The organism is Janthinobacterium sp. 13 (genome assembly GCF_002749695.1).
GTDB lineage: Bacteria > Pseudomonadota > Gammaproteobacteria > Burkholderiales > Burkholderiaceae_D > Janthinobacterium > Janthinobacterium kumbetense.
The window spans coordinates 4,750,852-4,771,698 of record NZ_PEEQ01000001.1 but is presented as its reverse complement, the minus strand read 5'-3'; the positions used below and the strand labels follow the sequence as shown (position 1 = coordinate 4,771,698).

General features: G+C 62.6%; 14 protein-coding genes and 1 tRNA gene. 6 read left to right on the top strand and 9 right to left on the bottom strand.

Annotated elements, in window-relative coordinates:
* Window position 1: 1 nt before the first annotated feature.
* Together CLU94_RS28125 and CLU94_RS20945 are read right to left on the bottom strand one after the other, a co-directional pair.
* Entirely contained in the window at window positions 2-382 is a 381-nt protein-coding gene (locus CLU94_RS28125; RefSeq protein WP_143451494.1) for a hypothetical protein, read from the bottom strand.
* Window positions 379-891 carry a penicillin-insensitive murein endopeptidase gene (locus CLU94_RS20945; RefSeq protein ID WP_180278719.1) on the bottom strand — a complete coding sequence of 171 codons (513 nt, stop codon included), beginning with the start codon at window positions 889-891 and terminating at the stop codon, window positions 379-381. Before CLU94_RS20945 ends, CLU94_RS28125 begins: the two co-directional genes overlap by 4 nt.
* 296 nt (window positions 892-1,187) lie before the next feature.
* Between CLU94_RS20945 and CLU94_RS20940 the strand changes: the two genes are divergently transcribed.
* On the top strand, window positions 1,188-1,805 hold the full coding sequence (locus CLU94_RS20940) for a hypothetical protein (RefSeq protein ID WP_099667041.1): 618 nt from the start codon (window positions 1,188-1,190) through the stop codon (window positions 1,803-1,805).
* A gap of 83 nt (window positions 1,806-1,888) precedes the next feature.
* On the opposite strand, the gene CLU94_RS20935 is transcribed toward CLU94_RS20940, so the two are convergent.
* Complete coding sequence (locus CLU94_RS20935) at window positions 1,889-2,299, bottom strand: hypothetical protein (RefSeq protein WP_099667040.1); 411 nt, start codon at window positions 2,297-2,299, stop codon at window positions 1,889-1,891.
* A 118-nt stretch (window positions 2,300-2,417) separates the two neighbouring features.
* Between CLU94_RS20935 and CLU94_RS20930 the strand changes: the two genes are divergently transcribed.
* Window positions 2,418-3,578: an IS30 family transposase gene (locus tag CLU94_RS20930; protein WP_099667039.1), complete on the top strand. Its 1,161-nt coding sequence runs from the start codon at window positions 2,418-2,420 to the stop codon at window positions 3,576-3,578.
* Window positions 3,579-3,724: 146 nt separating this feature from the next.
* On the opposite strand, the gene CLU94_RS20925 is transcribed toward CLU94_RS20930, so the two are convergent.
* The 5 genes from CLU94_RS20925 to CLU94_RS20905 form a co-directional block, all read right to left on the bottom strand.
* Window positions 3,725-3,801 (bottom strand) — tRNA-Pro (locus CLU94_RS20925).
* Window positions 3,802-3,903: 102 nt separating this feature from the next.
* Complete coding sequence (locus CLU94_RS20920) at window positions 3,904-4,518, bottom strand: TetR/AcrR family transcriptional regulator (RefSeq protein WP_099667038.1); 615 nt, start codon at window positions 4,516-4,518, stop codon at window positions 3,904-3,906.
* Between the two features lie 62 nt (window positions 4,519-4,580).
* Entirely contained in the window at window positions 4,581-6,029 is a 1,449-nt protein-coding gene (gene adeC / locus CLU94_RS20915) for an AdeC/AdeK/OprM family multidrug efflux complex outer membrane factor (RefSeq protein ID WP_099667037.1), read from the bottom strand.
* 1 nt (window position 6,030) lies between these two features.
* Window positions 6,031-9,195, bottom strand: coding sequence for an efflux RND transporter permease subunit (locus tag CLU94_RS20910; protein ID WP_099667036.1), 3,165 nt, complete (start codon window positions 9,193-9,195; stop codon window positions 6,031-6,033).
* Window positions 9,196-9,210: 15 nt separating this feature from the next.
* On the bottom strand, window positions 9,211-10,419 hold the full coding sequence (locus CLU94_RS20905; protein WP_099667035.1) for an efflux RND transporter periplasmic adaptor subunit: 1,209 nt from the start codon (window positions 10,417-10,419) through the stop codon (window positions 9,211-9,213).
* A 424-nt stretch (window positions 10,420-10,843) separates the two neighbouring features.
* On the opposite strand from CLU94_RS20905, the gene CLU94_RS20900 reads away from it, so the two are divergent.
* Complete coding sequence (locus CLU94_RS20900; RefSeq protein WP_099667034.1) at window positions 10,844-12,355, top strand: ATPase domain-containing protein; 1,512 nt, start codon at window positions 10,844-10,846, stop codon at window positions 12,353-12,355.
* A gap of 8 nt (window positions 12,356-12,363) precedes the next feature.
* Window positions 12,364-13,908 carry a hybrid sensor histidine kinase/response regulator gene (locus tag CLU94_RS20895; protein WP_099667033.1) on the top strand — a complete coding sequence of 515 codons (1,545 nt, stop codon included), beginning with the start codon at window positions 12,364-12,366 and terminating at the stop codon, window positions 13,906-13,908.
* Between the two features lie 3 nt (window positions 13,909-13,911).
* Here the strand turns inward: CLU94_RS20895 and CLU94_RS20890 are convergent, their stop codons facing one another.
* Window positions 13,912-15,798 carry an MFS transporter gene (locus CLU94_RS20890; protein ID WP_099667032.1) on the bottom strand — a complete coding sequence of 629 codons (1,887 nt, stop codon included), beginning with the start codon at window positions 15,796-15,798 and terminating at the stop codon, window positions 13,912-13,914.
* A gap of 245 nt (window positions 15,799-16,043) precedes the next feature.
* Here CLU94_RS20890 and CLU94_RS20885 point away from each other — a divergent pair, with 245 nt between their 5' ends.
* Window positions 16,044-19,268 carry a DUF2339 domain-containing protein gene (locus CLU94_RS20885; RefSeq protein ID WP_099667031.1) on the top strand — a complete coding sequence of 1,075 codons (3,225 nt, stop codon included), beginning with the start codon at window positions 16,044-16,046 and terminating at the stop codon, window positions 19,266-19,268.
* Window positions 19,265-20,755: a DUF3999 family protein gene (locus tag CLU94_RS20880; protein ID WP_099667030.1), complete on the top strand. Its 1,491-nt coding sequence runs from the start codon at window positions 19,265-19,267 to the stop codon at window positions 20,753-20,755. Before CLU94_RS20885 ends, CLU94_RS20880 begins: the two co-directional genes overlap by 4 nt.
* Window positions 20,756-20,847: the final 92 nt, after the last annotated feature.

Below are 20,847 nucleotides of genomic sequence, written 5' to 3'. Positions count from 1 at the left end.
ACTAGCAAATTCCACCAGCCTCACTTTTGCCAGTACGCAGATCGAGCCCAAGCAGGCACGCGTAACCGTTGTCCTTGTTGTGGACGCAAAGAAGATGCCCCCTGCGCCGCTCGCGGAAATCAGGGTCGCCGCTACAGGCAAGCTCGCGCCGCACGTCAGGCCCGATACCATTGAACAGGTCGCGGGCAGCCTGCCCCTTGAACCGGAATGAGACATGGCGGTCGTTTGGTGTCGGCGGCAGCATCTCGGCAAGACTGCCGCCGTACACCTGGTAGCGGCCGCTGAGAGCCTTGGCTTCCGCCATTTTCAGGTCTATCTCGGCGGACCGTGCCAACGAAATCAGCGCGCATGCTGCAAGAATCCCCGCTCTGCGGCAATTCACGCATACCTCCTGATCTCGACATGAAAGTGATCGTCATGCCGCATCGCCGACCGAACTCGTCCGCCCCCGATCACCTTTTGCACTTCCGTGTCATTAAAGTAAATGACGCGGACCATCATGTGCCGCGCGAATAACCGGATCAAGCTGGTTGTTGCATCACGATCATAGGCAGGATCAAACCGCGTCAAGCGCGCTCCCTGCCCTGTCAGTTTATCGTTCCGGACCGGCCGAATATCCATTTCAAGCCCCTTCTGGTGCGTGGCATGGCCATCATATTCGGTGCCGCCAGCGACACTGATATTACCGATGCCAAACTTGCGCTCGTCAATAGCTTGCCACTCACGTTCAATGCACAGAATAAGAGTCATAAGGTTGGGGTGGGCATACTGGGCAAGGTGGCCGGTATTGAGCCGGCCGCCCACATTTCCATAAACGTAATAGCCAGCCCCTTCAGGCGCCTGGGGCAGCATAAAGTAACCGCGCATATCTTTCGGTTGAAGCTCCAGCATACCGACTCCCGTTAAGCGACGATACACATCGAAATACGCAGAACATTGTGAATAGCGGCGCTGACGACGGGGACCTCGCGTCATGCCTGCGACAAGATGTGGCCAGGAAATGCGATTGTTGCCGGCTTATTGGTTCAAGAACTTGGGATATATCAATTCTGCATCAATAAAAGAACGCAAGGGCAGTCCTGCATGGTGTCTGGGAGTCGACTCGGAGGACTGTGAATGCTTAAACTGTTCAAGTTCATCGTCGCTGAACCGGGCCTGCGCCTGGACTACCTATCGAGCAACTCGACATGTCCAACTACAGGACCGGACGGCGCGAGGTGCTGGCCACGCATGCGCAAGTGCAGGCGATACGCGAAGCCAGCATGATGAGCAAGGAACGCAAGGGCACGGGCTTGAGCATCCCGACGGCCAGCGGCCCGATGTTCGCGTGCATCATCGATATGTCCTACTTGCTGTGGGTGCGCGGCATCGATATCCGCATGCTGAACGAATCTCAGATCGAGGATGAGCGGATCAGGATCAAGCCAAGCAAGACACAAAAAAGCAACGGCAAGGCCGTCGACATTATCGTCACGCCCGAGATTGCCGAAGTGATCTCGCGCGCCCGTGGATTGAAAATCAAGTATGGGCTGATCAGCCAGTTCGTGTTTCCGACGCAAAAGGACGGCGCCTACACCCGCTCAGGCCCTGGTTCGATGTGGGATCGCGCAAAGGAGCGCATTGGCACGCAGAATGACGTGGCATTCCGCGATATCAGGGCCTTGGCGGCCACCGATGCGGCACGGCAAGAACCGCAGCGACATTCAAAAGCGCCTGGTGCACACGTCAGGCAAGACAACGGATATCTACATCAAGGAAGTGATTGCGGATGTTTCCGAGATTCCGATGGCATTACCCTGGCTTGAGTAAAACTAGACTTTCCCAATTGGCAGCCATCCTCCGTCAGCACTGGATGGCTGCTTCCCCAAAGCGGCCCTTCCCCGATAAATTATTCATCGACCCAGTAAACACCCGGAAATCGTTCACCAGTCGCAAGCCAATGATTCAACGCTTCGATTGCAGAAGCGCGCGGAATCGTAGAGTTTTCGTCCACGTCGAACGTATCACCGTCTTCAATAAACTGAACTGTTGTACCGGATACTGTCGCTTGTAGCCTAGCCGCGTGAAATCCTCGATGCTCAAGTACCCGTACGTATGCCAGCCCGATCGCATTCAGGAAAATGATGAAATTTCCGTAGTCCGCGTTGTGCTTTAGATGGCTCACGATGAGTACGGAATTGGGCACAAGCGACTTCGCAACGAAGGTCCGAACCTCCGCAACTGATAGCACTACGATTTCAGTCTGACCTGAGGCTGCGCTATCAACGGTCAGTTCAACTCTATAGGTAAATGACTGCATCTTTTTGTGAGAAGAAGGTGCTATTGCGTTCAAAGTCGTAATGTCTGCTTATGGCTGCGGATTCAATCGGTGGTCGCAACACTCTAACCTAAATTCCTAGGTTACAGGAGTGTTGAAGATGAAACAGAAACCACGCATTTATTACACCGAGACGCAGAAGGCCTTGATGTGGGAACGCTGGAAGCAAGGCGACTCTCTGCAGATGATAGCCCAGCTGTTTAATCGGAATCACTCGTCGATACAGCGGATTCTGGCTGAATCTGGTGGCATACAGCCAGCGCAGCGATGCCGTTCCAGACTGGCGCTGACGCTGGCCGAGCGCGAGGAGGTATCGCGTGCCATCGTTACCGGCGTATCCATTCGCGCACTTGCCAGACGCCTCGGACGCGCACCATCGACCATCAGCAGGGAACTCAAGCGCAATGGTGGCCGCGAAGCATATCGTGCAACTCAGGCGGATCAGCATGCTTGGGATCAGACGCGGCGCCCCAAACCTTGTAAGCTGACGAAGAACCGCATGCTGGCCAACATGGTTGCCAGCAAGCTCCAATTGCAGTGGTCGCCGGAGCAGATTGCTGGTTGGCTCAAGCAGCTGTTCACGAGCCACGAGGAGTATCACGTGTCGCACGAAACCATTTACCGCAGCCTCTATATCCAGGCCCGAGGCGCCCTAAAGAAGGAGTTACTGGAGCACTTGCGCCGGACGCGTGCCATGCGCCGCTCTCGTCATCACACCCAAAAGACGGACAACCACGGCAGAATTGTCGACGCCGTGCCGATCAGCGAGCGTCCAGCGACGGCAGCGGATCGAGCAGTGCCCGGGCATTGGGAGGGCGACCTGCTCTGCGGCAGCCACAACAGCCAGATCGTGACGTTGGTTGAGCGCCAGACGCGCTATGTCATGCTGATCAAGGTCGCGGCCAAGAATACCGAAACGGTGGTCAACGCATTGATCGACAATGCCCGCAGGCTGCCTCAGGAACTATATAAGTCACTGACCTGGGATCGTGGCAGCGAGCTCGCCGGGCATAAACGCTTTACATTGGCCACCGATATCCAGGTCTACTTCTGCGATCCACAGAATCCATGGCAGCGCGGTTCAAATGAAAATACCAATGGCCTGTTGCGCCAGTATTTCCCCAAGGGGCTGGATATTTCTACTTATTCACAAGAGCAACTCGATGCGGTAGCCAGACGACTCAACGAGCGCCCCAGGAAGACGCTACACTACCAAACACCGGCTCAACGATTTGAACAGTGTGTTGCGTTGACCGATTGAATCTGCAGCCGATAGCAGCCGTCGAAATGCAGCGATGAGAAATCATACGGCACGTAAACGGAAAAACCCAGCACCGATATTATACAAACGTATAATATACAGTACTGGGTTTCTATACAGCTTGCGCTGTAACTCCTTGAATCTAATGGTCGGGGCGAGAAGATTCGAACTTCCGACCCCATGCACCCCATGCATGTACGCTACCAGGCTGCGCTACGCCCCGACGAGGTGGGAATTATAGCAGAGGCTTTTAGGTTTTTGCCATGCTTTGCGCATGATTCATATCGAACTGCGCAAACTTTTTTGCATGGCCCTGGCAAGCGGCCTATTCGTTCAGCAGCAGCGCCGTCAGGACGATGCGGAAGCCTGCGATCAGCGGCTCGACTTTCACGTCCGGATTGTGAATGAAGCGCACGGGCAAGCCCTGGTAAATGGCGACGAGGGCATTCAGGCGGCCTTCCAGCATCTCTTCATCGGCCGGCAAGCCGCGCTTGATGCGCGCATCGCGGATGATGGAGAGAAACAACTGGCGCGAGCGCTGGTCCGAGCATTGCAGCATGTCGGCGATCGCCGGATTGCGCGATGCTTCGGCAAAAATTTCCAGCGGCATCATCCACGTTTTCGGGTCCAGCGCTTCGAGCACATGCTCGCCCGCATTGTCGATCACGGCCTGCAGCGGGTCTTCGCGCTGCGCCAGGTCCTGCATCAGGTTCGACACCCGCTCCGTATTCTGCATGACGAAGGCGGCGATGATCGCATCCTTGCTGTCAAAATAATTATAGATATGGCCCGCGCTCATGCCGGCCGCTTTCGAGATCTCGGCCATGCTGGCGCCGTGGAAGCCGCGGCGGCTGAAACAGCTTTCGGCCGCATCGAGCACCTGCTTGCGCCGCGTGTTGGCGCGCTCGGGATCCGGATGCTTCTTTTCAACTTGGTTCATGATTTTCCAGTAGCGCGCCGGCCCTGCCCTTGCGGGCAAGGCCGGCGTCGGCGTCCCCGTGATTATTGGACGCCGCCAGCCGCCGCGACGGCTGTCTGCTCAGGCTGCCAACCGCCGCCCAGCACCTTGTACAAGGTCACCAGGTTGGTCGATTTGGCCAGGCGCGCCGTGATCAGGCTTTGCTGCGCCGTGTACAGCGCGCGCTGGGCCACCAGGGCGTTCAGGTAGGACTCGGCGCCCTGCTTGTAGCGCGCGTCATGGATGGTGTAGCTCTTTGTCGACGCCTCGACCAGCGAAATCTGCGATTGCAGGCGCTCGTCGATGGTGCCGCGCTGGGCCAGCGCATCGGACACTTCGCGGAAGGCGACCTGGATCGCCTTTTCGTATTGCGCCACGGAAATTTCACGCTGCACCTTGGCGATATCGAGGTTGGCGCGGTTCACGCCGCCATCGAAGATCGGCAAGCTGATCTGCGGAATGAAACTCCACGTGCCGCTGCCCGCCTTGAACAGGCCCGACAGGTTGTCGCTCAGCGAGCCGGCCGTGGCCGTCAGCGAAATGCGCGGGAAGAACGCCGCGCGCGCCGCGCCGATGTTCGCGTTGGCAGCGCGCAAGGTGCGCTCCGCCGCCAGCACGTCGGGACGGCGTTGCAGCACGTCCGACGGCACGCCGGACGGAATGTCCGCCAGGGCCGTCACGGCGCCGAACTCGCCTTGCGGCAGCAGGTCGGCCGGCACGGGGCCGCCCACCAGCAGGACGAGCGCGTTTTGATCCAGCGCAACCTGGCTCGTGTAAACGGCCACGTCGGAACGGGCCGACTCGACGCTGGTCTGGGCATCGTACTTGTCCAGGCCGGAAGTCGCACCGGCACTGAAGCGGCGCACGGCCAGGTCATACGACGACTGCTGGCTCTTCAGGGTGTCCTGCGCCACGCGCAGGCGCTGCTGGTCCGCCACCAGGTTCAGATAGGTGCTGGCCACTTCGGCCACCAGGCTGATCTGCTGTGCGCGGCGGGCTTCTTCCGTGCCCAGGTATTGCTCCAGCGCACTGTCGGACAGGCTGCGCACGCGGCCGAAGAAGTCCAGCTCGTAAGCCGACACGCCCAGGTTCGCCGTGTACTGGCGGTTGATGGACGCTTCGCCGTTGGCGCTGGCGTTCTTCGGCACGCGGCTGGCCGTCTGGCCGCCGGACGCCGACAGGGTCGGGATCAGCGCGGCGCGTTCGATGCCGTAGGTGGCGCGCGCCTTCTCGATGTTGAGGATCGAGACGCGCAGGTCGCGGTTGTTGGCCAGCGCCAGTTCCAGTACCTGGCGCAGGCGCGCATCGGCAAAGAACTCGCGCCAGGCGACGTCCGCCACCGGCTTGGCGTCGGCGGCGGCCGTGTCGGCCTTGTAGGAAGGGCCCGTCGGCCACGCCGTGGGCGCCGGCGCTGCCGGACGCTCATACGTGGGAGCCAGGCTGCAACCGGCCAGCAAGGCCAGTGCCGCCATGGAGAGTAGCGTTTTTTTCATATTAATGTGCATCCTTGGAAAGCGTGACGGCTGGCGAGCCAGGCGTCGCCGGCGTGGCGGGCGCGTCCGGCTTCGAGAAGAAGCCGCGCACCAGCACGAAGAACACCGGCACGAAGAAGATACCGAGGAACGTGGCCGTCAACATACCGCCCAGCACGCCGATACCGATGGCGTTCTGGCTGCCGGAACCGGCGCCGCTGGAAATAGCCAGTGGCAACACGCCCAGGCCGAAGGCAATCGAGGTCATCAGGATCGGACGCAGGCGCAGACGCACCGCATGCAAGGTCGCGTCCAGCAGCGACATGCCCGATTCCTGCATTTCCTTGGCGAATTCGACGATCAGAATCGCATTCTTCGCCGACAGGCCCACCACCGTGAGCAAGCCCACCTGGAAGTACACGTCATTCGACAGGCCGAAGAACCAGGTGCCCAGCACGGCGCCAATCACGCCCAGCGGTACCACCAGCAGCACGGAGAATGGAATCGACCAGCTTTCATACAGCGCGGCCAGGCACAGGAACACGATCAGCAGCGACAGCGCGTACAGCTGCGGCGTCTGCGAACCGGATTCGCGCTCTTCCAGCGACACGCCGGTCCAGCTGAAACCGATGCCTGGCGGCAGCTTGGCGACCATTTCTTCCATCGCATTCATGGCGGCGCCCGTGCTTTGGCCCGGCGCCGGCGTACCCAGGATCTCTACCGACGGCAAGCCGTTGTAGCGTTCCAGGCGTGGCGACGCGTAAATCCACTTGCCGGTAGCGAAGGCCGAGAACGGCACCATCTGGCCAGCGGTATTGCGCACGAACCACTTGTTCAAGTCTTCCGGCAGCATGCGCGAACTGGCGTCACCCTGGATGAACACTTTCTTCACGCGGCCACGGTCGAGGAAGTCGTTCACATACGAACTACCCCAGCCAACGCTCAGCACGCGGTTGATTTCCGAGATCTGCAGGCCCAGCGCGGTCGCTTTCTGCTGGTCGATGTCGATCTTGTACTGCGGCGTATCTTCCTGGCCGTTCGGGCGCACGCCCACCATGGCCGGATTCTGCGACGCCATGCCCAGCAACTGGTTACGCGCCGCCATCAGGGCGTCATGGCCGACACCGCCGATATCCTGCAGCTGCATGTCGAAACCGGTGGCGTTACCCAGTTCCAGCACGGCAGGCGGTGCAAACGTAAACACCATCGCATCCTTGATCTGCAACAACTTGCCCATGGCGCGACCGGCCACGGCCGGCGCTTTTTGCGCCACGTCCTTGCGCAGCGACCAGTCTTTCAGGCGCACGAAGGCGATACCCGTATTCTGGCCGTTACCGCCGAAGCTGAAACCGGCCACGGCAAACACGGAAGCGACGTTATCTTTCTCGCTGTTCATGAAGTGGTCTTCGACCTGCTCGATCACTTTCAGGGTGCGCTCTTGCGTGGCGCCCGTCGGCAATTGAATCTGCGTAAACAGGATGCCCTGGTCTTCTTCCGGCAGGAACGACGTTGGCAAGCGCATGAAGATGAATACCAGGCCGGCCAGCAACAGCACATACAGCAGCATCGAGCGGGCGCGGTGCGTAATCATGGCGCCAACCATGCCCTGGTACTTGTTGCTGCTGCTATCGAAGCTGCGGTTGAACCAGCCGAAGAAGCCCTTGTTGGTCGCGTGATGGCCCTTTTCGACCGGTTTCAGCAAGGTGGCGCACAAGGCTGGCGTAAACACCAGCGCGACGACGACGGACAGCACCATCGACGAGACGATCGTGATCGAGAACTGGCGGTAAATCACGCCCGTCGAACCGCCAAAGAAGGCCATTGGCACGAACACGGCCGACAGCACCATGGCGATACCGACCAGCGCGCCCGTGATCTGGGTCATGGACTTGCGCGTCGCTTCCAGCGGCGACAAGCCCTCTTCGCTCATCACGCGCTCGACGTTTTCCACCACCACGATCGCATCATCGACCAGCAAACCGATGGCCAGCACCATGGCGAACATGGTGAGGGTATTGATCGAGTAACCGAATGCATTCAGGATGCCGAAGGTACCGAGCAGCACGACCGGCACGGCCATGGTCGGGATCAGGGTAGCGCGGAAGTTCTGCAGGAACAGATACATCACCAGGAAGACCAGGATCACCGCTTCGACCAGGGTTTTGACCACTTCTTCGATGGACAGTTTCACGAACGGGGTCGTGTCGAACGCCACCTGGTAGCTCATGCCTTCAGGGAATTGCTTGCTCAGGTTGCCCAGCATGGCTTTCGCCGCATTGGCCGTATCGAGCGCATTGGCGCCCGTCGCCAGCTTGATCGCCACGCCGGTTGCCGCATGGCCGTTGTAGCGGGCCACGGTATTGTAGTTCTCGCGGCCCAGTTCCATGCTGGCCACGTCCTTCAGGTACACCATGGCGCCGTTGGTCGTGGTTTTCAGCAAGATGGCGCCAAACTGCTCCACCGTTTGCAGACGGCTTTGCGCCGACACGGTCGCGTTCAGCTGCTGGCCCTTGATGGACGGCGTGCCGCCCAGCTCACCGGCCGACACTTCCGCATTCTGCGCCTGCACGGCCGTGATCACGTCCGCCGGGGTCAGGTTAAAGCTTTGCAGCTTGGCCGGATTGAGCCAGATACGCATGGCGTACTGCGAACCGAACAGTGTCACGTCGCCCACGCCGGGCACGCGGCTCAGCGGATCGACGACGTTGGCGGCCACATAGTCGCTCAAGTCGGTCTGGTCCATCTTGCCGTTTTCGGAAATGAAGCCGAACACCATCAGGAAGTTCTTCGTCGCTTTCGACACGACCAAGCCTTGCTGCGTGACAGCCGTCGGCAGCAGTGGCGTGGCCAGCTGCAGCTTGTTCTGTACCTGCACCTGGGCGATGTCGGGATTGGTGCCGCTGGTAAACGTCAGCGTGATGCTGATGCCGCCAGTGGCATCGCTCGACGAGGCCATGTAGCGCAAGCCGTCGATACCCTTCATCTTTTGTTCGATGACCTGGGTAACGGCGTCTTCCACGGTCTTGGCGGAGGCGCCAGGATAGGAGCCGCTGATCGAAATCGACGGCGGAGCAATGCTCGGGTACTGCGCGATCGGCAGGCTGAGGATCGAAATCACGCCGGCAAGCATGATGACGATCGCGACCACCCAGGCAAAAATCGGGCGGTCAATGAAAAAACGGGCCATTAATATTCTCCTGAATTAGTGGGCGCTGGCAGCCGATGCTGCGGCAGAGGCGGCAGCGGCAGGCGCATCAGCGGCCTTGGCCGGTACGGCAACGGCTGGTGCGCCTGGCTTGACTTTTTGCAAGCCTTCCACGATCACGCGATCGCCTGCGGCCAAGCCGGACGTCACCAGCCAGTTGGTGCCGACGGTGCCGCTGGTGGTCAGCACGCGTTGCTCGACCTTGTTTTCCTTGTTCAGGATCAAGGCGGTTGCCTGGCCCTTCTGGTTGCGCGTCACGCCCACTTGCGGCACGGTGATGGCTTTTTCATCGACGCCCGTTTCCAGCTGGGCACGTACGTACATGCCTGGCAGCAATTCGCCTTTCGGGTTCGGGAACAGCGCGCGCAAGATCACGTTGCCGGTGGTCGGATCGACCGTCACGCCAGCGAACTGCAGCTTGCCCGGTTCGCTGTACTTGCTGCCATCCGGCAAGATCAGGTCGACCTTGGCCTGGCCTTCGCCCACTTTTTTCAGCGAGCCGTCGGCCATCTGGCGCTTCAGGCGCAACAGGTCCGTGCTCGACTGGGTCACGTCGACATAGATGGGATCGAGTTGCTGCACGGTGGTCAGCGCGTCGGCCTGGCCTGCCGTGACCAGCGCGCCGGCCGTCACGGTCGAGCGGCTGGTGCGGCCGCTGATCGGCGCCGTCACGGTGCTGTATTTCAGGTTGATGTTCGCCGTTTCCAGCGCCGCAGTGGCGGACTCGACGTCTGCCTTGGCTTGCTCGAACGCAGCGACGGCATCGTCGTATTCCTGGCGGCTCACGCCTTCGATGGCGACCAGTTCCTTGTAGCGCGAGGCTTTCGGACCGGCCGTCAGCAGGTTGGCCTTGGCTTTCGACAGCGCGGCCTTGGCCGAATTATAGGCAGCCTGGTAGGTGGCGGGGTCGATCTGATACAGGGCCGTGCCCGCTTTCACATCGCTGCCTTCGACGAACAGGCGCTTCTGGATCAAGCCGCCGACTTGCGGGCGCACATCGGCGACCTGGTAGGCATTCGTACGGCCGGGCAATTCAGCGCTCATCGGCAACGCGGCCGGATTAACAGTAAACACGACCACCTGTGGCGCTTGCTGCGCGTGAGGTGCTTCCTGTTTTTTACTGCAGCCGGCCATGATTACAGTGGCGCACAGAACGGCAATAGCGCCGCTCGTACGCGGCGACGTCAAGGAAAATGTTGGTTGCATCTTGGACTTTCTGAAAAAGAAGCTGGCTAGTGTCGTTAGAAATGACTAAATTTATTAACGCAGATCAAAGAATGAACGATCATTCTAAAATCGTCAAGCATCGTTACAATTGAAACATAGTAACTATCAAGCGAATTGAATTATCAATGAGGCAATGAAATGAAGGCAGCAACAGCGTCGGCACGCCCGCCAATTCGAACGGGAAGCGGGCGGGCGGCGGCAAAACGGCAAAGCGGGAAAGTTGGATTGAATGATTACTGTAGCAGGGTAATGCGTTTTTTGCTGAGACCGTGATCGCGTACGCAACACTGCCTTGCGCGCCCCCGCCCGGCCACGATGAATATTTACCAATGGTATCGAAAAGACATGCCGCGCCGGACGCGCTAGTATAGTGATCACGGCGTGGCAAAGCGGGGGCGCAACGATGACGGCACAGGCGCGAAACACAGGGCAGCACGATGGCGCGAGCGGCCCGGACGCGCCGCCGCTGCTGTCGACGGGCGTTGCCGGCCTCGACACCATTCTCACAGGCGGCTTGCTGGCCGACCGCCTGTACCTGGTCGAAGGCGAACCGGGCACGGGCAAGACCACCCTGGCGCTGCAATTCCTGGCCGAAGGCGCGCGCAGCGGCGTGCCCGTGCTGTATATCACCCTGGCCGAATCGGAAATCGAACTGCGCGGTGCGGCCCTGTCGCATGGCTGGGACCTGGCCGGCATCGCCATCGAAGAAGTGGCGCCCGGCGACGATATCCTCGACCCCGAGCGCCAGTACACCATCTTCCACCCGTCGGAAATCGAACTGGCCTCGACCAACCAGCGCATCCTCGCCGCCATCGAAAAGCACCGCCCTGTCCGCCTCGTGCTCGATTCGCTGTCCGAACTGCAGTTGCTGGCGGAAAACCCCCTGCGCTACCGGCGCCAGGTCGTCGCGTTGAAACAATACCTGGCCAGCCGGCACTGCACCACCCTGCTGATCGACGACCGTTCCGCGCTGGACGACGGCTTGCAGGTGCGTAGCGTGGCCCACTGCGTGATTTCGCTGGAGCTGCAAAACCAGGCCTACGGCAATGACCGGCGCCGCGTGCGGGTGGTGAAATACCGGGGTGTGCCGTTTCGCAGCGGCACGCACGACTACAAGATTGCCCATGACGGTCTGGTCGTCTTTCCCCGCCTGGTGGCGGCCGACACGCGCCGCGACGGCGACCATCGGCGCCTGTCGAGCGGCGTGCCCGAACTCGACACCATGACAGGGGGCGGCCTGGAAGAAGGCATGAGCACGCTCATTTCCGGCCCGGCCGGCAGCGGCAAGTCCACCCTGGCGGCGCAATTCGTGCACGCGGCCATAACGCGCGGCGAACCGTGCGCCATGTTCCTGTTCGAGGAAGCGCGCAGCAAGCTGCTGAACCGGGCCGACAACGTGGGCATGCGCCTGCAGCCGGCGCTCGATTCCGGCCTGTTGAGTGTGCAGCAAGTCGATCCGGCCGAGCTGACACCGGGAGAATTCGCCCAGGCCGTGGTCGACGCGGCAGAACGGGGCGCCCAGGTCATCGTCATCGATAGCCTGAACGGCTACATGCATGCCGTGCCCGACGAGCGCTTCCAGAGCACCTATCTGCATGAACTGCTCAATTACCTGGGCCAGCGGGGCGTGGCCACCCTGCTCGTCGGCGTGCAGCAAAACATGCTGGGCACCTCGATGACGACCTCGGCCGATGCCAGCTACCTGGCCGACGGCGTCATCATGCTGCGCTATTACGAAACGGAAGGCGAGGTGCGGCAAGCCATTTCCGTCTTCAAGAAACGCGGCAGCGCGCACGAGCGCAGCATCCGCCGCTTCGAGATCAGCCCGCAGGGCATCCGCATCGGCCCGGCCCTGGCCGGCTTTCACGGCATCCTGTCGGGCTTGCCCACCATCGGCGGCACGCCCTTCCCCTAGGAGTTGCCATGGAGCAGCGTATCCTGATCTACGCGCCTGGCGGCCAGGACGCCGCCCTGGCCGCCAGGGTGCTCGCCGGCGAGGCCATCGCCAGCCACGCCTGCCGCTCCGCCGGCGAACTGGCCGAACAGCTGGCGCTGGGCGCCGGCGGCGTACTGACGGTGGACGAATCCTTGCCTGCAGGCGTGTACGCCGTGCTTGACGCCTACGCCCGCCAGCAACCGGACTGGTCCGATTTGCCGATCATCCTGCTGACGCACGCGGGCCTCGATTCCCTGCCTTTGCGGCAAGCCGTCGCCACCCTGGGCAACCTGACCCTGCTGGAACGCCCCGTACACATATTGACCCTGATCACCTCGGCCCACGCCATGCTGCGCGCACGCCAGCGCCAGTACCAGGTGCGCGAGACGCAGCGGCGCAAGGACGAATTCCTTGCCAGCCTCGGGCATGAACTGCGCAATCCGCTGGCGCCCATCAAGACCTCGGTGGCCCTGCTCAAGCACCTGTATCCCGCATCGGAGCAGGTCAGCAAGGTCAGCGGCGTGATCGAGCGCCAGGTAACGCACCTGACGCGGCTGGTGGATGACTTGCTCAACGTGGCGCGCATCACCAGCGGCAAGGTACTGCTGCAGCGAGAAAACATTGATTTACAGCAAGTACTCGACCATGTGATCGAACTGTGCCAGCCCGCGGCCGACAGCCGGCACATCAGCATCACGCAGGCGTTGCCGCCGCATGCCGTGACCTTGCACGCCGACTATGCCAGGGTGGTGCAGATCTTTGCCAATATCGTGTCGAATGCCGTGAAGTTCACGCCGGAGGGCGGCCACATCCACATGACGGCGCGCCTGGCGCAAGGCTTGCTGCAGGTGACGGTCGAAGACAATGGCATCGGCATCGAGCCGGACGCCATCCCGCGCATCTTTTCCATGTTTGAACAGGGGCGCACGGTAGAAGGCCAGATGGCCAGCGGCCTGGGCATCGGCCTGAGCCTGGCGCGCCAATTTACCGAGATGCATGGCGGCAACATCGAAGCGTACAGCGACGGCCCCGGCCGCGGCAGCCGCTTCATCGTCACCTTGCCGGCCAGCGCCGGCGACGCCCAGGCAGCCGCCCCGGCCACGCCGGCGGCGGCCCGCAGCGAGACACCCAGCGGCGCTGGCCAACCCGTGCAAGTGCTGGTGGTGGACGACAACCTCGATGCCGCCGATGCCTTGCAAAGCCTGTTCCAGCTCGAGGGCTATGCCGCCAGTGTCGCGTATGGCGGCGCGCAAGCCCTGGCGGCCGTCGACAAGTCGTGGCCGCAACTGGTCGTGATGGACCTGGGCATGCCGGACATGGATGGTTATGAGGCGGCGCGCCAGATACGCCAGCGTGCGCAGGGGCGCGAGGTGCTGCTGATCGCCCTGACGGGCTGGGGAGAGGCGCGCTCACGCACGGAACAAGCCGGTTTCGACCATCACCTGACGAAACCGGTGGACTTCGCCGCCATCGCCGCCCTGCTGGAACAGCGCCTCGCGCGGCGGACAGGCGACGCTAGGCAAAAGGAATAACGTCTATTTCCACTTGCCGCGCAATTCCTGCACCTTTTGCTGCAACAGTTCCGGCGTGGCGGCCTCGGGCGCCACGGGCATGCCCACGGCCAGCGACAGGCGCGAGCGCAAGCCCGCCTTGAAGGCGCGCTCGAACAAATGGCCATTGCGATGGCTCAACAGATGCCCCCACAAGCCGCGCAACGCCAGCGGAATCACGGGCACCTTGCTGCGCTCGACGATCTTCGCGATGCCGCCCTTGAATTCGCTGATCTGACCCGTGCGCGTCAGCTTGCCTTCGGGGAAGATGCACACCAGTTCGCCTTCGTGCAGCGCTTGCGCGATATCAATGAAGGCCTTTTCCATGAGGAAAGGATCTTCCTTGGCCGGCGCGATGGGAATCGCCTTGGCCGTGCGGAAAATCCAGCCCATCAGCGGCATCTTGAAGATGCGGTGATCCATGACGAAACGGATGGGACGGGGACTGGCCGCCATGATGACGATGGCGTCCACATAGCTGACGTGGTTGCACACCAGCACGGCCGCCCCTTCCGTCGGGATGCGCTCGCCATCGACGACTTTCACGCGGTGCACGGTCTGTATCAGTATCCACGCGAGGAAACGCATGAGGAATTCCGGCACCAGCGAGAAGATGTAGGCGGCCACCAGCGCATTCAGAATGGCCGTGACGAGGAACAGCTGCGGGATCGTAAAGCCTTGTCCCAGCAGCCCGATGGCCACGCCGGCCGCCGCCACCATGAACAGGGCGTTCAGGATATTCATGCCGGCGATCGTGCGCGAAATGTGCTTGGGGTCGCAGCGCGTCTGGATCAGGGCGAACAGGGGCACGATGAAAAAGCCGCCGAAGACGCCGATCATGACGATATCGAGCAAGATGCGCGGCACGCCGGCCTGGCTGACAAAGGCCAGCGCATCGACCACTTGCGTATTCGCATACGCATTGCTGGCGAAATACAGGTCGATGCCGAACAGCGACAGGCCGATGGAACCGAACGGCACCAGGCCGATCTCGATCTTGTGGCCGGACAGGCGCTCGCACAGCAAGGAACCCGTGCCGATGCCGACGGAAAACACGGTCAGCAGCAGCACGAACACGCTGTGGTCGCCATGCAGGAAATCCTTCGAATACACGGGGAACTGCGCCAGGATCAGGGCGCCATAGAACCAGAACCACGAGTTGCCCAGCATGGCCAGGAAGACGGGCCGGTTCTTGCGCGAAAAATTCAGGTTGCGGAAGGATTCGGCGACGAAATTCAGGCTCACCTTCAAGTCCGGCTCGGGCGCCGGCGTGCGCGGCACGCGGTAGCTGGCGATAAGGCCGAAGACGGCCACGGCAATCGTCGCGCCCGCCACCAGTTCCACGCCCAGCGGCTTGTGCACGATCAACACGGCGCCGAGGATTTCGCCCAATAAAATGCCGACAAAGGTGCCCATCTCGATCAGGCCATTGCCGCCAACCAGTTCCTCGGGTTTGAGCTGCTGCGGCAGGTAGGCATACTTGACGGGGCCGAACAGGGTCGAATGCACGCCCATGCCCACGACGGCGGCCACCAGCAGCCACAGGGTATGCGTCATCCAGCCAGCGGCGGCCACGGCCATGATGGCCAGTTCCATCCATTTCACGAAACGGGCCAGGCCCGCCTTTTCGAACTTGTCGGCCAGCTGGCCCGCCGTGGCTGAAAACACGACGTAGGGCAGGATGAACAGGCCGGGAATCAGGTTGGTGATGGTGGACGGGTCGAGCGTGGTCCAGCTCAGCGCATCGTAGGCGAGGATCACCATCAAGGCCGTCTTGAACAGATTGTCGTTGAAGGCGCCAAAGAACTGGGTCCAGAAGAAGGGCCCGAAACGGCGCTGCGACAATAAGGAGAACTGGCTGCTTTGACTCATGGCATGGGGAACTGGCAATTAAGGAATTGCTAAAATACAGCACTATCTTGCGCACGACAATCTGAATGTCGACATCTTGCTTGGCATCAATATGAAAAGCCCGCTCCGGCCCCATGCTTGCCTTGCCGCCGAACACACTTCCTGGCACTTGCCCTGACACAACAGAAATCGCTTGTTTCTTGATAATAAGGTAATGTGCGCATACATCGGGCGCCTTCGCCCTGCCCTTTCAGGAAAGCTGCCCCATGTTTGGATTGATCACGCTGTTCATCCTTGGCTTGCTGATTACCGCCTTCGTGCTGGTGCTGCAGTACCGCCGCAAGGTGGCGGATCTGGAATTGCTGACTGCGCGCCTGCGCAAGGAAGTCGACGGCATCCAGCAGCGCCTGCGGACGCTGGAAGGCCAGGGCGAAGCGCCTGCGGCTACGCCCGTCGTGCCCGTTGCACCCGCCGTGCCCGCCAGCGCGGCGCCAGTAACAGTGGCGGCGCCGATGCCTTTGCCGACGCCCGCCTCCGTGCCGCAAGCAGCCGCGATCAAGGTGGCCGAGGTGGCGCAGGTCGCGCCGGCAGCAGTGCCGGCAACAGCCTCCGCAGCAGAAGCCCCCGTGGCGCCGAAACCGGCTCCGCCGCCCCCCGCCAGACCCGCCCCTGCCGTCCCGAATACCCCGTCCTGGATCGCGCACCCGGACGGCCTCGTTGCCAAGGCGAAAAACTGGCTATTCACGGGCAACCTGGTCGCCAAGCTGGGCTTGCTGATCCTCTTCCTCGGCGTCAGCTTCCTGCTCAAATACGTGTCGGCCCAGGTCACGCTGCCCATCGAGCTGCGCCTGGCCGGCATCGCGCTGGCCGATATTGCCCTGCTGGCCTGGGCCTGGCGCATCCGCCTCAGCCGTCCAGGCATCAGCCTGCCGCTGCAGGGCACGGCGCTGGCGATATTGATGCTGGTGACGTTTGGCGCCTTCCGCCTGTATGAACTGATCCCGGCCGGCCTGGCGTTTGCCGTGCTGTTCGTGCTGACGGCGTTCACGTGTTTGCTGGCCGTGCTGCAAAACGCCGTCTGGCTGGCCGTCTTCGGCATCGTCGGCGGCTTTGCCGTGCCCCTGCTCGTGTCGACGGGCAGCGGCAACCATATCGGCCTGTTCAGCTATTACGCGCTGCTCAACGCGGGCGTCTTCGCCATCGCCCTGAAACGCGCCTGGCGCGTCCTGAATGTGCTGAGCTTTGGCTTTACCTTTGTCGTCGCCACCACCTGGGGCCTGCTGCGCTACTCGCCCGAGCACTACCTGTCGACGCAACTGTTCTTGATCCTGTTCGTGCTGTTCTATATCGGCATCGCGATCGCCTACTGCGCGCGCCAGGTGCCGCGCCTCAAGCACTACGTGGATGGCACCCTGGTCTTCGGTACGCCGCTGGCGGCGATGGGCCTGCAATACGGCCTCGTCCGGCACTTTGACTTTGGCCTGGCATTTTCCGCGCTGCTTGCCGGCCTGTGCTACACGGGACTGGCCGTGGCGCTGTGGCGCCGCGCAGGTTTCAAACTGCTGGCCGAAGCCTTCCTCGCGCTGGGCATCGTCTTCGGCACCCTGGCCATCCCGTTCGCCCTCGACGGCCGCTGGACGTCCGCCGCCTGGGCGCTGGAAGGCGCGGGCATCGTCTGGGTCGGCTTGCGCCAGCGCCAGACCCTGGCCTGGGCCTTCGGCCTGCTGGTGCAGGCGGCCGCCTGGCTTGCCTTCCTTGGTGCCATGCAGGGACTCGACACGACGACGGCCTTGCAGGCCAACATCTGGCTCGGCTGCGTGCTGCTGGCCGCCGCCGCGCTGGTAATGGCCTACAATTTCCGCAGGCACGCCAGCCACTTGCATCCTGAGTTCATGAGCAGCCTGTCCGTGCTGTTCCTGACGGCCGCCACGACATGGTTGCTGGGCGGCATCTGGAGCGAAATCCTGCTGCGCACCGATAGCATCACACAACTGAACCTGCTCACCGTCAGCGCGCTGGCAGTGGCAGCCCTGCTGGCGGTGCTGGCGCGGCGCGAGCAATGGCATGCGCCGCGCGCCCTGCTGCTGGCCGTGCAGGTCCTGGCCGGCATGATATTGCTCAGCCGCGCCAGCTGGACCTGGGATCAGCATCCGGCCAACCTGTTCGGCGGCTCCTTCCTCAGCGCCCTGCTGCTGGGCGCCGCCGCCTTTGCCAGCGCCCGTTTCCTTGCGCTGCGCGCGCGCGGCGGCGACGAGCTGCTGGCCCTGGTGGCGCGCCCCCTGCTGGCCTGGAGCGGCTTGCTGTGGTTTGCCGCCATCCTCGTGCCCTTCACCAGCTGGCTGCTGCGCCTGATCGACGGCAACCTGGCGCTGCAAGCACACGCGGGCGAACACTGGCTGGCGCTGTACCTGATCGCCGTCTGCGTCACGACGCCCGCGTTCGCCCTCCTGGCGCGGCGCCTCGATTGGCCGCAGCTGCGCTGGATCAGCGTGGCCGCCTGGATTGGCCTGGGCCTGTGGAGCGCCAACCTGTTGCTGGCGCTGTACCTGCGCGACTACCTGCCGACCGGCCTGAGCTGGCTGGCTTTGGCCAGTGCCCTGGCGGCAGGAGAATACCTGCTGCTGGCCTGGCCGCAAGCGGGCTGGCAACTCGACGCGCGTGCGCTGCGCCTGCTGCATACGCTGCGCACGGCCGCGCCCTGGCTGATGCTGTGGCCGCTTGGCGCCATGCAGGTCAGCGCCTGGCTGGCACAGTATGAAGGCAGCGTCAGCCCTGCCTGGGCCCGCTACTTGCCGGCCTGGGCCATGATGCTGGTGCTGGCCTGGCTGATCCGCCGCTGCCGCGCTGGCGCCTGGCCGGTGGCGCCGATTGCGGCGTGGTACCAGCGTTATCTGATACCGCTGGCGGCGGCATGGTCGCTGCTGCTGATCGCCGCATGGAACATCTTCGACGACGGCGCCATGGCACCGCTGCCGTACTTGCCATTGCTCAATCCGCTGGACCTGAGCACGGGTTTTGCCGTCCTGCTGGCCATTGCCAGCTACCGCTTGCTGCCGACGGGCCAGTTGCCGCTGCCCGCCGTGTGGCAGGCGCGCTTGCCCGTCGTGGCCGCGTGCCTGCTGTATGGCTGGTTCAACCTGATGCTGCTGCGCACGGTGTCGCAGTACCTGGGCGTGCCCTACACCTTTGACGCCATGCTGGCCTCGCAGTTCGTGCAAGCGATGCTGTCGCTGGTGTGGAGCGTGACGGCCCTGCTGCTGATGCGCCACGCGGCGCGCCAGCAGCGGCGCCAGCAATGGAGCCTGGGCGCCGTGCTGCTGGGTCTGGTCGTCCTGAAACTGTTCCTGATCGACCTGTCCAACGTGGGCGGCATCGAGCGCATCGTCTCCTTCGTGGGTGTCGGCTTGCTGATGGTCTTGATCGGCTACCTGGCGCCCTTCCCCAAGGCTGCCGCGCCCGCTTCAGCCGAACCGCAACAAGGAGCCGCATGAAGCCCTCATTGATCTGCTGCAGCCTGCTGGTGGCAGGCGCCGCGCTGGCCGCGCCCGGCCAGGACCGGCCACAGGACTATGCCTGGAGCATGCCCGTGCAGGTGCCGGCCGGCGCCGGCATCGTCCAGCTGATATTGCCCAGGGACGTCTACCTGCACGCCAGCTCGGCCAGCCTGGCCGACCTGCGCCTGTTCGACGCGGACGGCAAGCGCCTGGCCTACGCCATCGGCGCGCCGCCCGCGCAATCGGCCACGCAACGGACTGCCATTCCCGCCCGCATTTTCCCCGTGACGGGCGCGCCGGCAACTGGCGATGGCTTGCAAGGCATCGATATCCGCACGGCGGACGATGGCCGTTTGCTGTCGGTCAGCACGCGCGCCGGCACGGCGGCGACCACGGCGATGCTGCAGGCGCTGATCCTCGACCTGGGCAAGCAGACGCAAGACAAGCGCATCGCCGCCTTGCGCTTCACGCCGCCTACCCGCACGGACAATTACAGTGCGCAAGTGCTGCTGGAAGTGAGCGATGACCTGAAGCAATGGGACGCCATCGGCACCACCACCCTGAATTGGCTCAGCAACAGCGACACGCAGACCCTGGCCAACGACAGCATCGCCTTTGCGCCGCGCGCCTTCCGCTATGCGCGCCTGAGCTGGCAAGCGGGCGAACCGCTGGCCTTTGCGGCGATCACGGCGCAAGCCGTCAGCGAAACGGAGATCGCCCCAGCGCGCGCCTCCATCGTGCTGCAAGGCTTGCCCGGCAAGCAGGCGAATGAATGGCGCTACGCCACGCCCCTCGCCATTCCCGCCGACAGCATCGCCCTGCAATTGACGCGCAACAATGTGGTGCTGCCCGTGACCCTGGGCGTGTATCGCCAGAACAGCTATGTTCCCCGGCACCGGCTGCCCCTGCGCCACCAGGCGCGTCCCGCGCAAGGCGCGTATTTCGATCCCCTGCTGAGCACGACGTTTTACCGCATCGGCCTCGATGGCAAGGAGAGGATCTCGGGCGACCTGGCCATGCCCGTGACGCAAACGGGCGAATGGGTACTGCAGACGGCCACGGAACTCCAGCTCGACGCCAGCGATGCGCCCGCCCTGCGCCTGGGCTGGACACCGGCCACCGTCGTTTTCCTGGCCAGCGGCAAGCTGCCTTATCAGCTGGCATTCGGCAACAGCAACGCCGCCGCCGTGGCGCAACCGCTGTCGCAGGTGGCGCCCGGCTTCAAGACGGACGAATTGCTGGCACTCAAGACGGCCAGCGCCGGCCCGCTCCACCCCAACGGGGGCGCGGCGGCACCAGCACGCGCCACAAAAGACGGGGCACCGTGGCGCCTGGCCGCGCTGTGGGGCGCACTGCTGCTGGGCGTGGGCGTGCTGGGCTTTTTTGCCTGGCGCTTGCTGTCGCAAATGAAACAGGAACAACAGGAACAAGAGGAACAAACGGGGCAGCAGAAATCAGGCCCACAGCAAACGGGCCAGCAATAGATGGACCCGCAAGCAATGGGCCGGCAAGCAATGGAGGATGGCGCAAACAGGCGCGGCCAGCGGCCAGCGGCCAGACTAGCGACCAGAAAGAC

Excerpts from the sequence above, each read along its gene's own strand:
- CLU94_RS20885 (WP_099667031.1), top strand. The coding sequence starts at position 16,044 with ATGTTTGGATTGATCACGCTGTTCATCCTTGGCTTGCTGATTACCGCC.
- CLU94_RS20880 (WP_099667030.1), top strand. The coding sequence starts at position 19,265 with ATGAAGCCCTCATTGATCTGCTGCAGCCTGCTGGTGGCAGGCGCCGCG.
- CLU94_RS20935 (WP_099667040.1), bottom strand. The coding sequence starts at position 2,299 with ATGCAGTCATTTACCTATAGAGTTGAACTGACCGTTGATAGCGCAGCC.
- adeC (WP_099667037.1), bottom strand. The coding sequence starts at position 6,029 with ATGAAAAAAACGCTACTCTCCATGGCGGCACTGGCCTTGCTGGCCGGT.
- CLU94_RS20930 (WP_099667039.1), top strand. The coding sequence starts at position 2,418 with ATGAAACAGAAACCACGCATTTATTACACCGAGACGCAGAAGGCCTTG.
- CLU94_RS20900 (WP_099667034.1), top strand. The coding sequence starts at position 10,844 with ATGACGGCACAGGCGCGAAACACAGGGCAGCACGATGGCGCGAGCGGC.
- CLU94_RS20945 (WP_180278719.1), bottom strand. The coding sequence starts at position 891 with ATGCTGGAGCTTCAACCGAAAGATATGCGCGGTTACTTTATGCTGCCC.
- CLU94_RS20895 (WP_099667033.1), top strand. The coding sequence starts at position 12,364 with ATGGAGCAGCGTATCCTGATCTACGCGCCTGGCGGCCAGGACGCCGCC.
- CLU94_RS20940 (WP_099667041.1), top strand. The coding sequence starts at position 1,188 with ATGTCCAACTACAGGACCGGACGGCGCGAGGTGCTGGCCACGCATGCG.
- CLU94_RS20910 (WP_099667036.1), bottom strand. The coding sequence starts at position 9,195 with ATGGCCCGTTTTTTCATTGACCGCCCGATTTTTGCCTGGGTGGTCGCG.
- CLU94_RS20905 (WP_099667035.1), bottom strand. The coding sequence starts at position 10,419 with ATGCAACCAACATTTTCCTTGACGTCGCCGCGTACGAGCGGCGCTATT.
- CLU94_RS20920 (WP_099667038.1), bottom strand. The coding sequence starts at position 4,518 with ATGAACCAAGTTGAAAAGAAGCATCCGGATCCCGAGCGCGCCAACACG.
- CLU94_RS20890 (WP_099667032.1), bottom strand. The coding sequence starts at position 15,798 with ATGAGTCAAAGCAGCCAGTTCTCCTTATTGTCGCAGCGCCGTTTCGGG.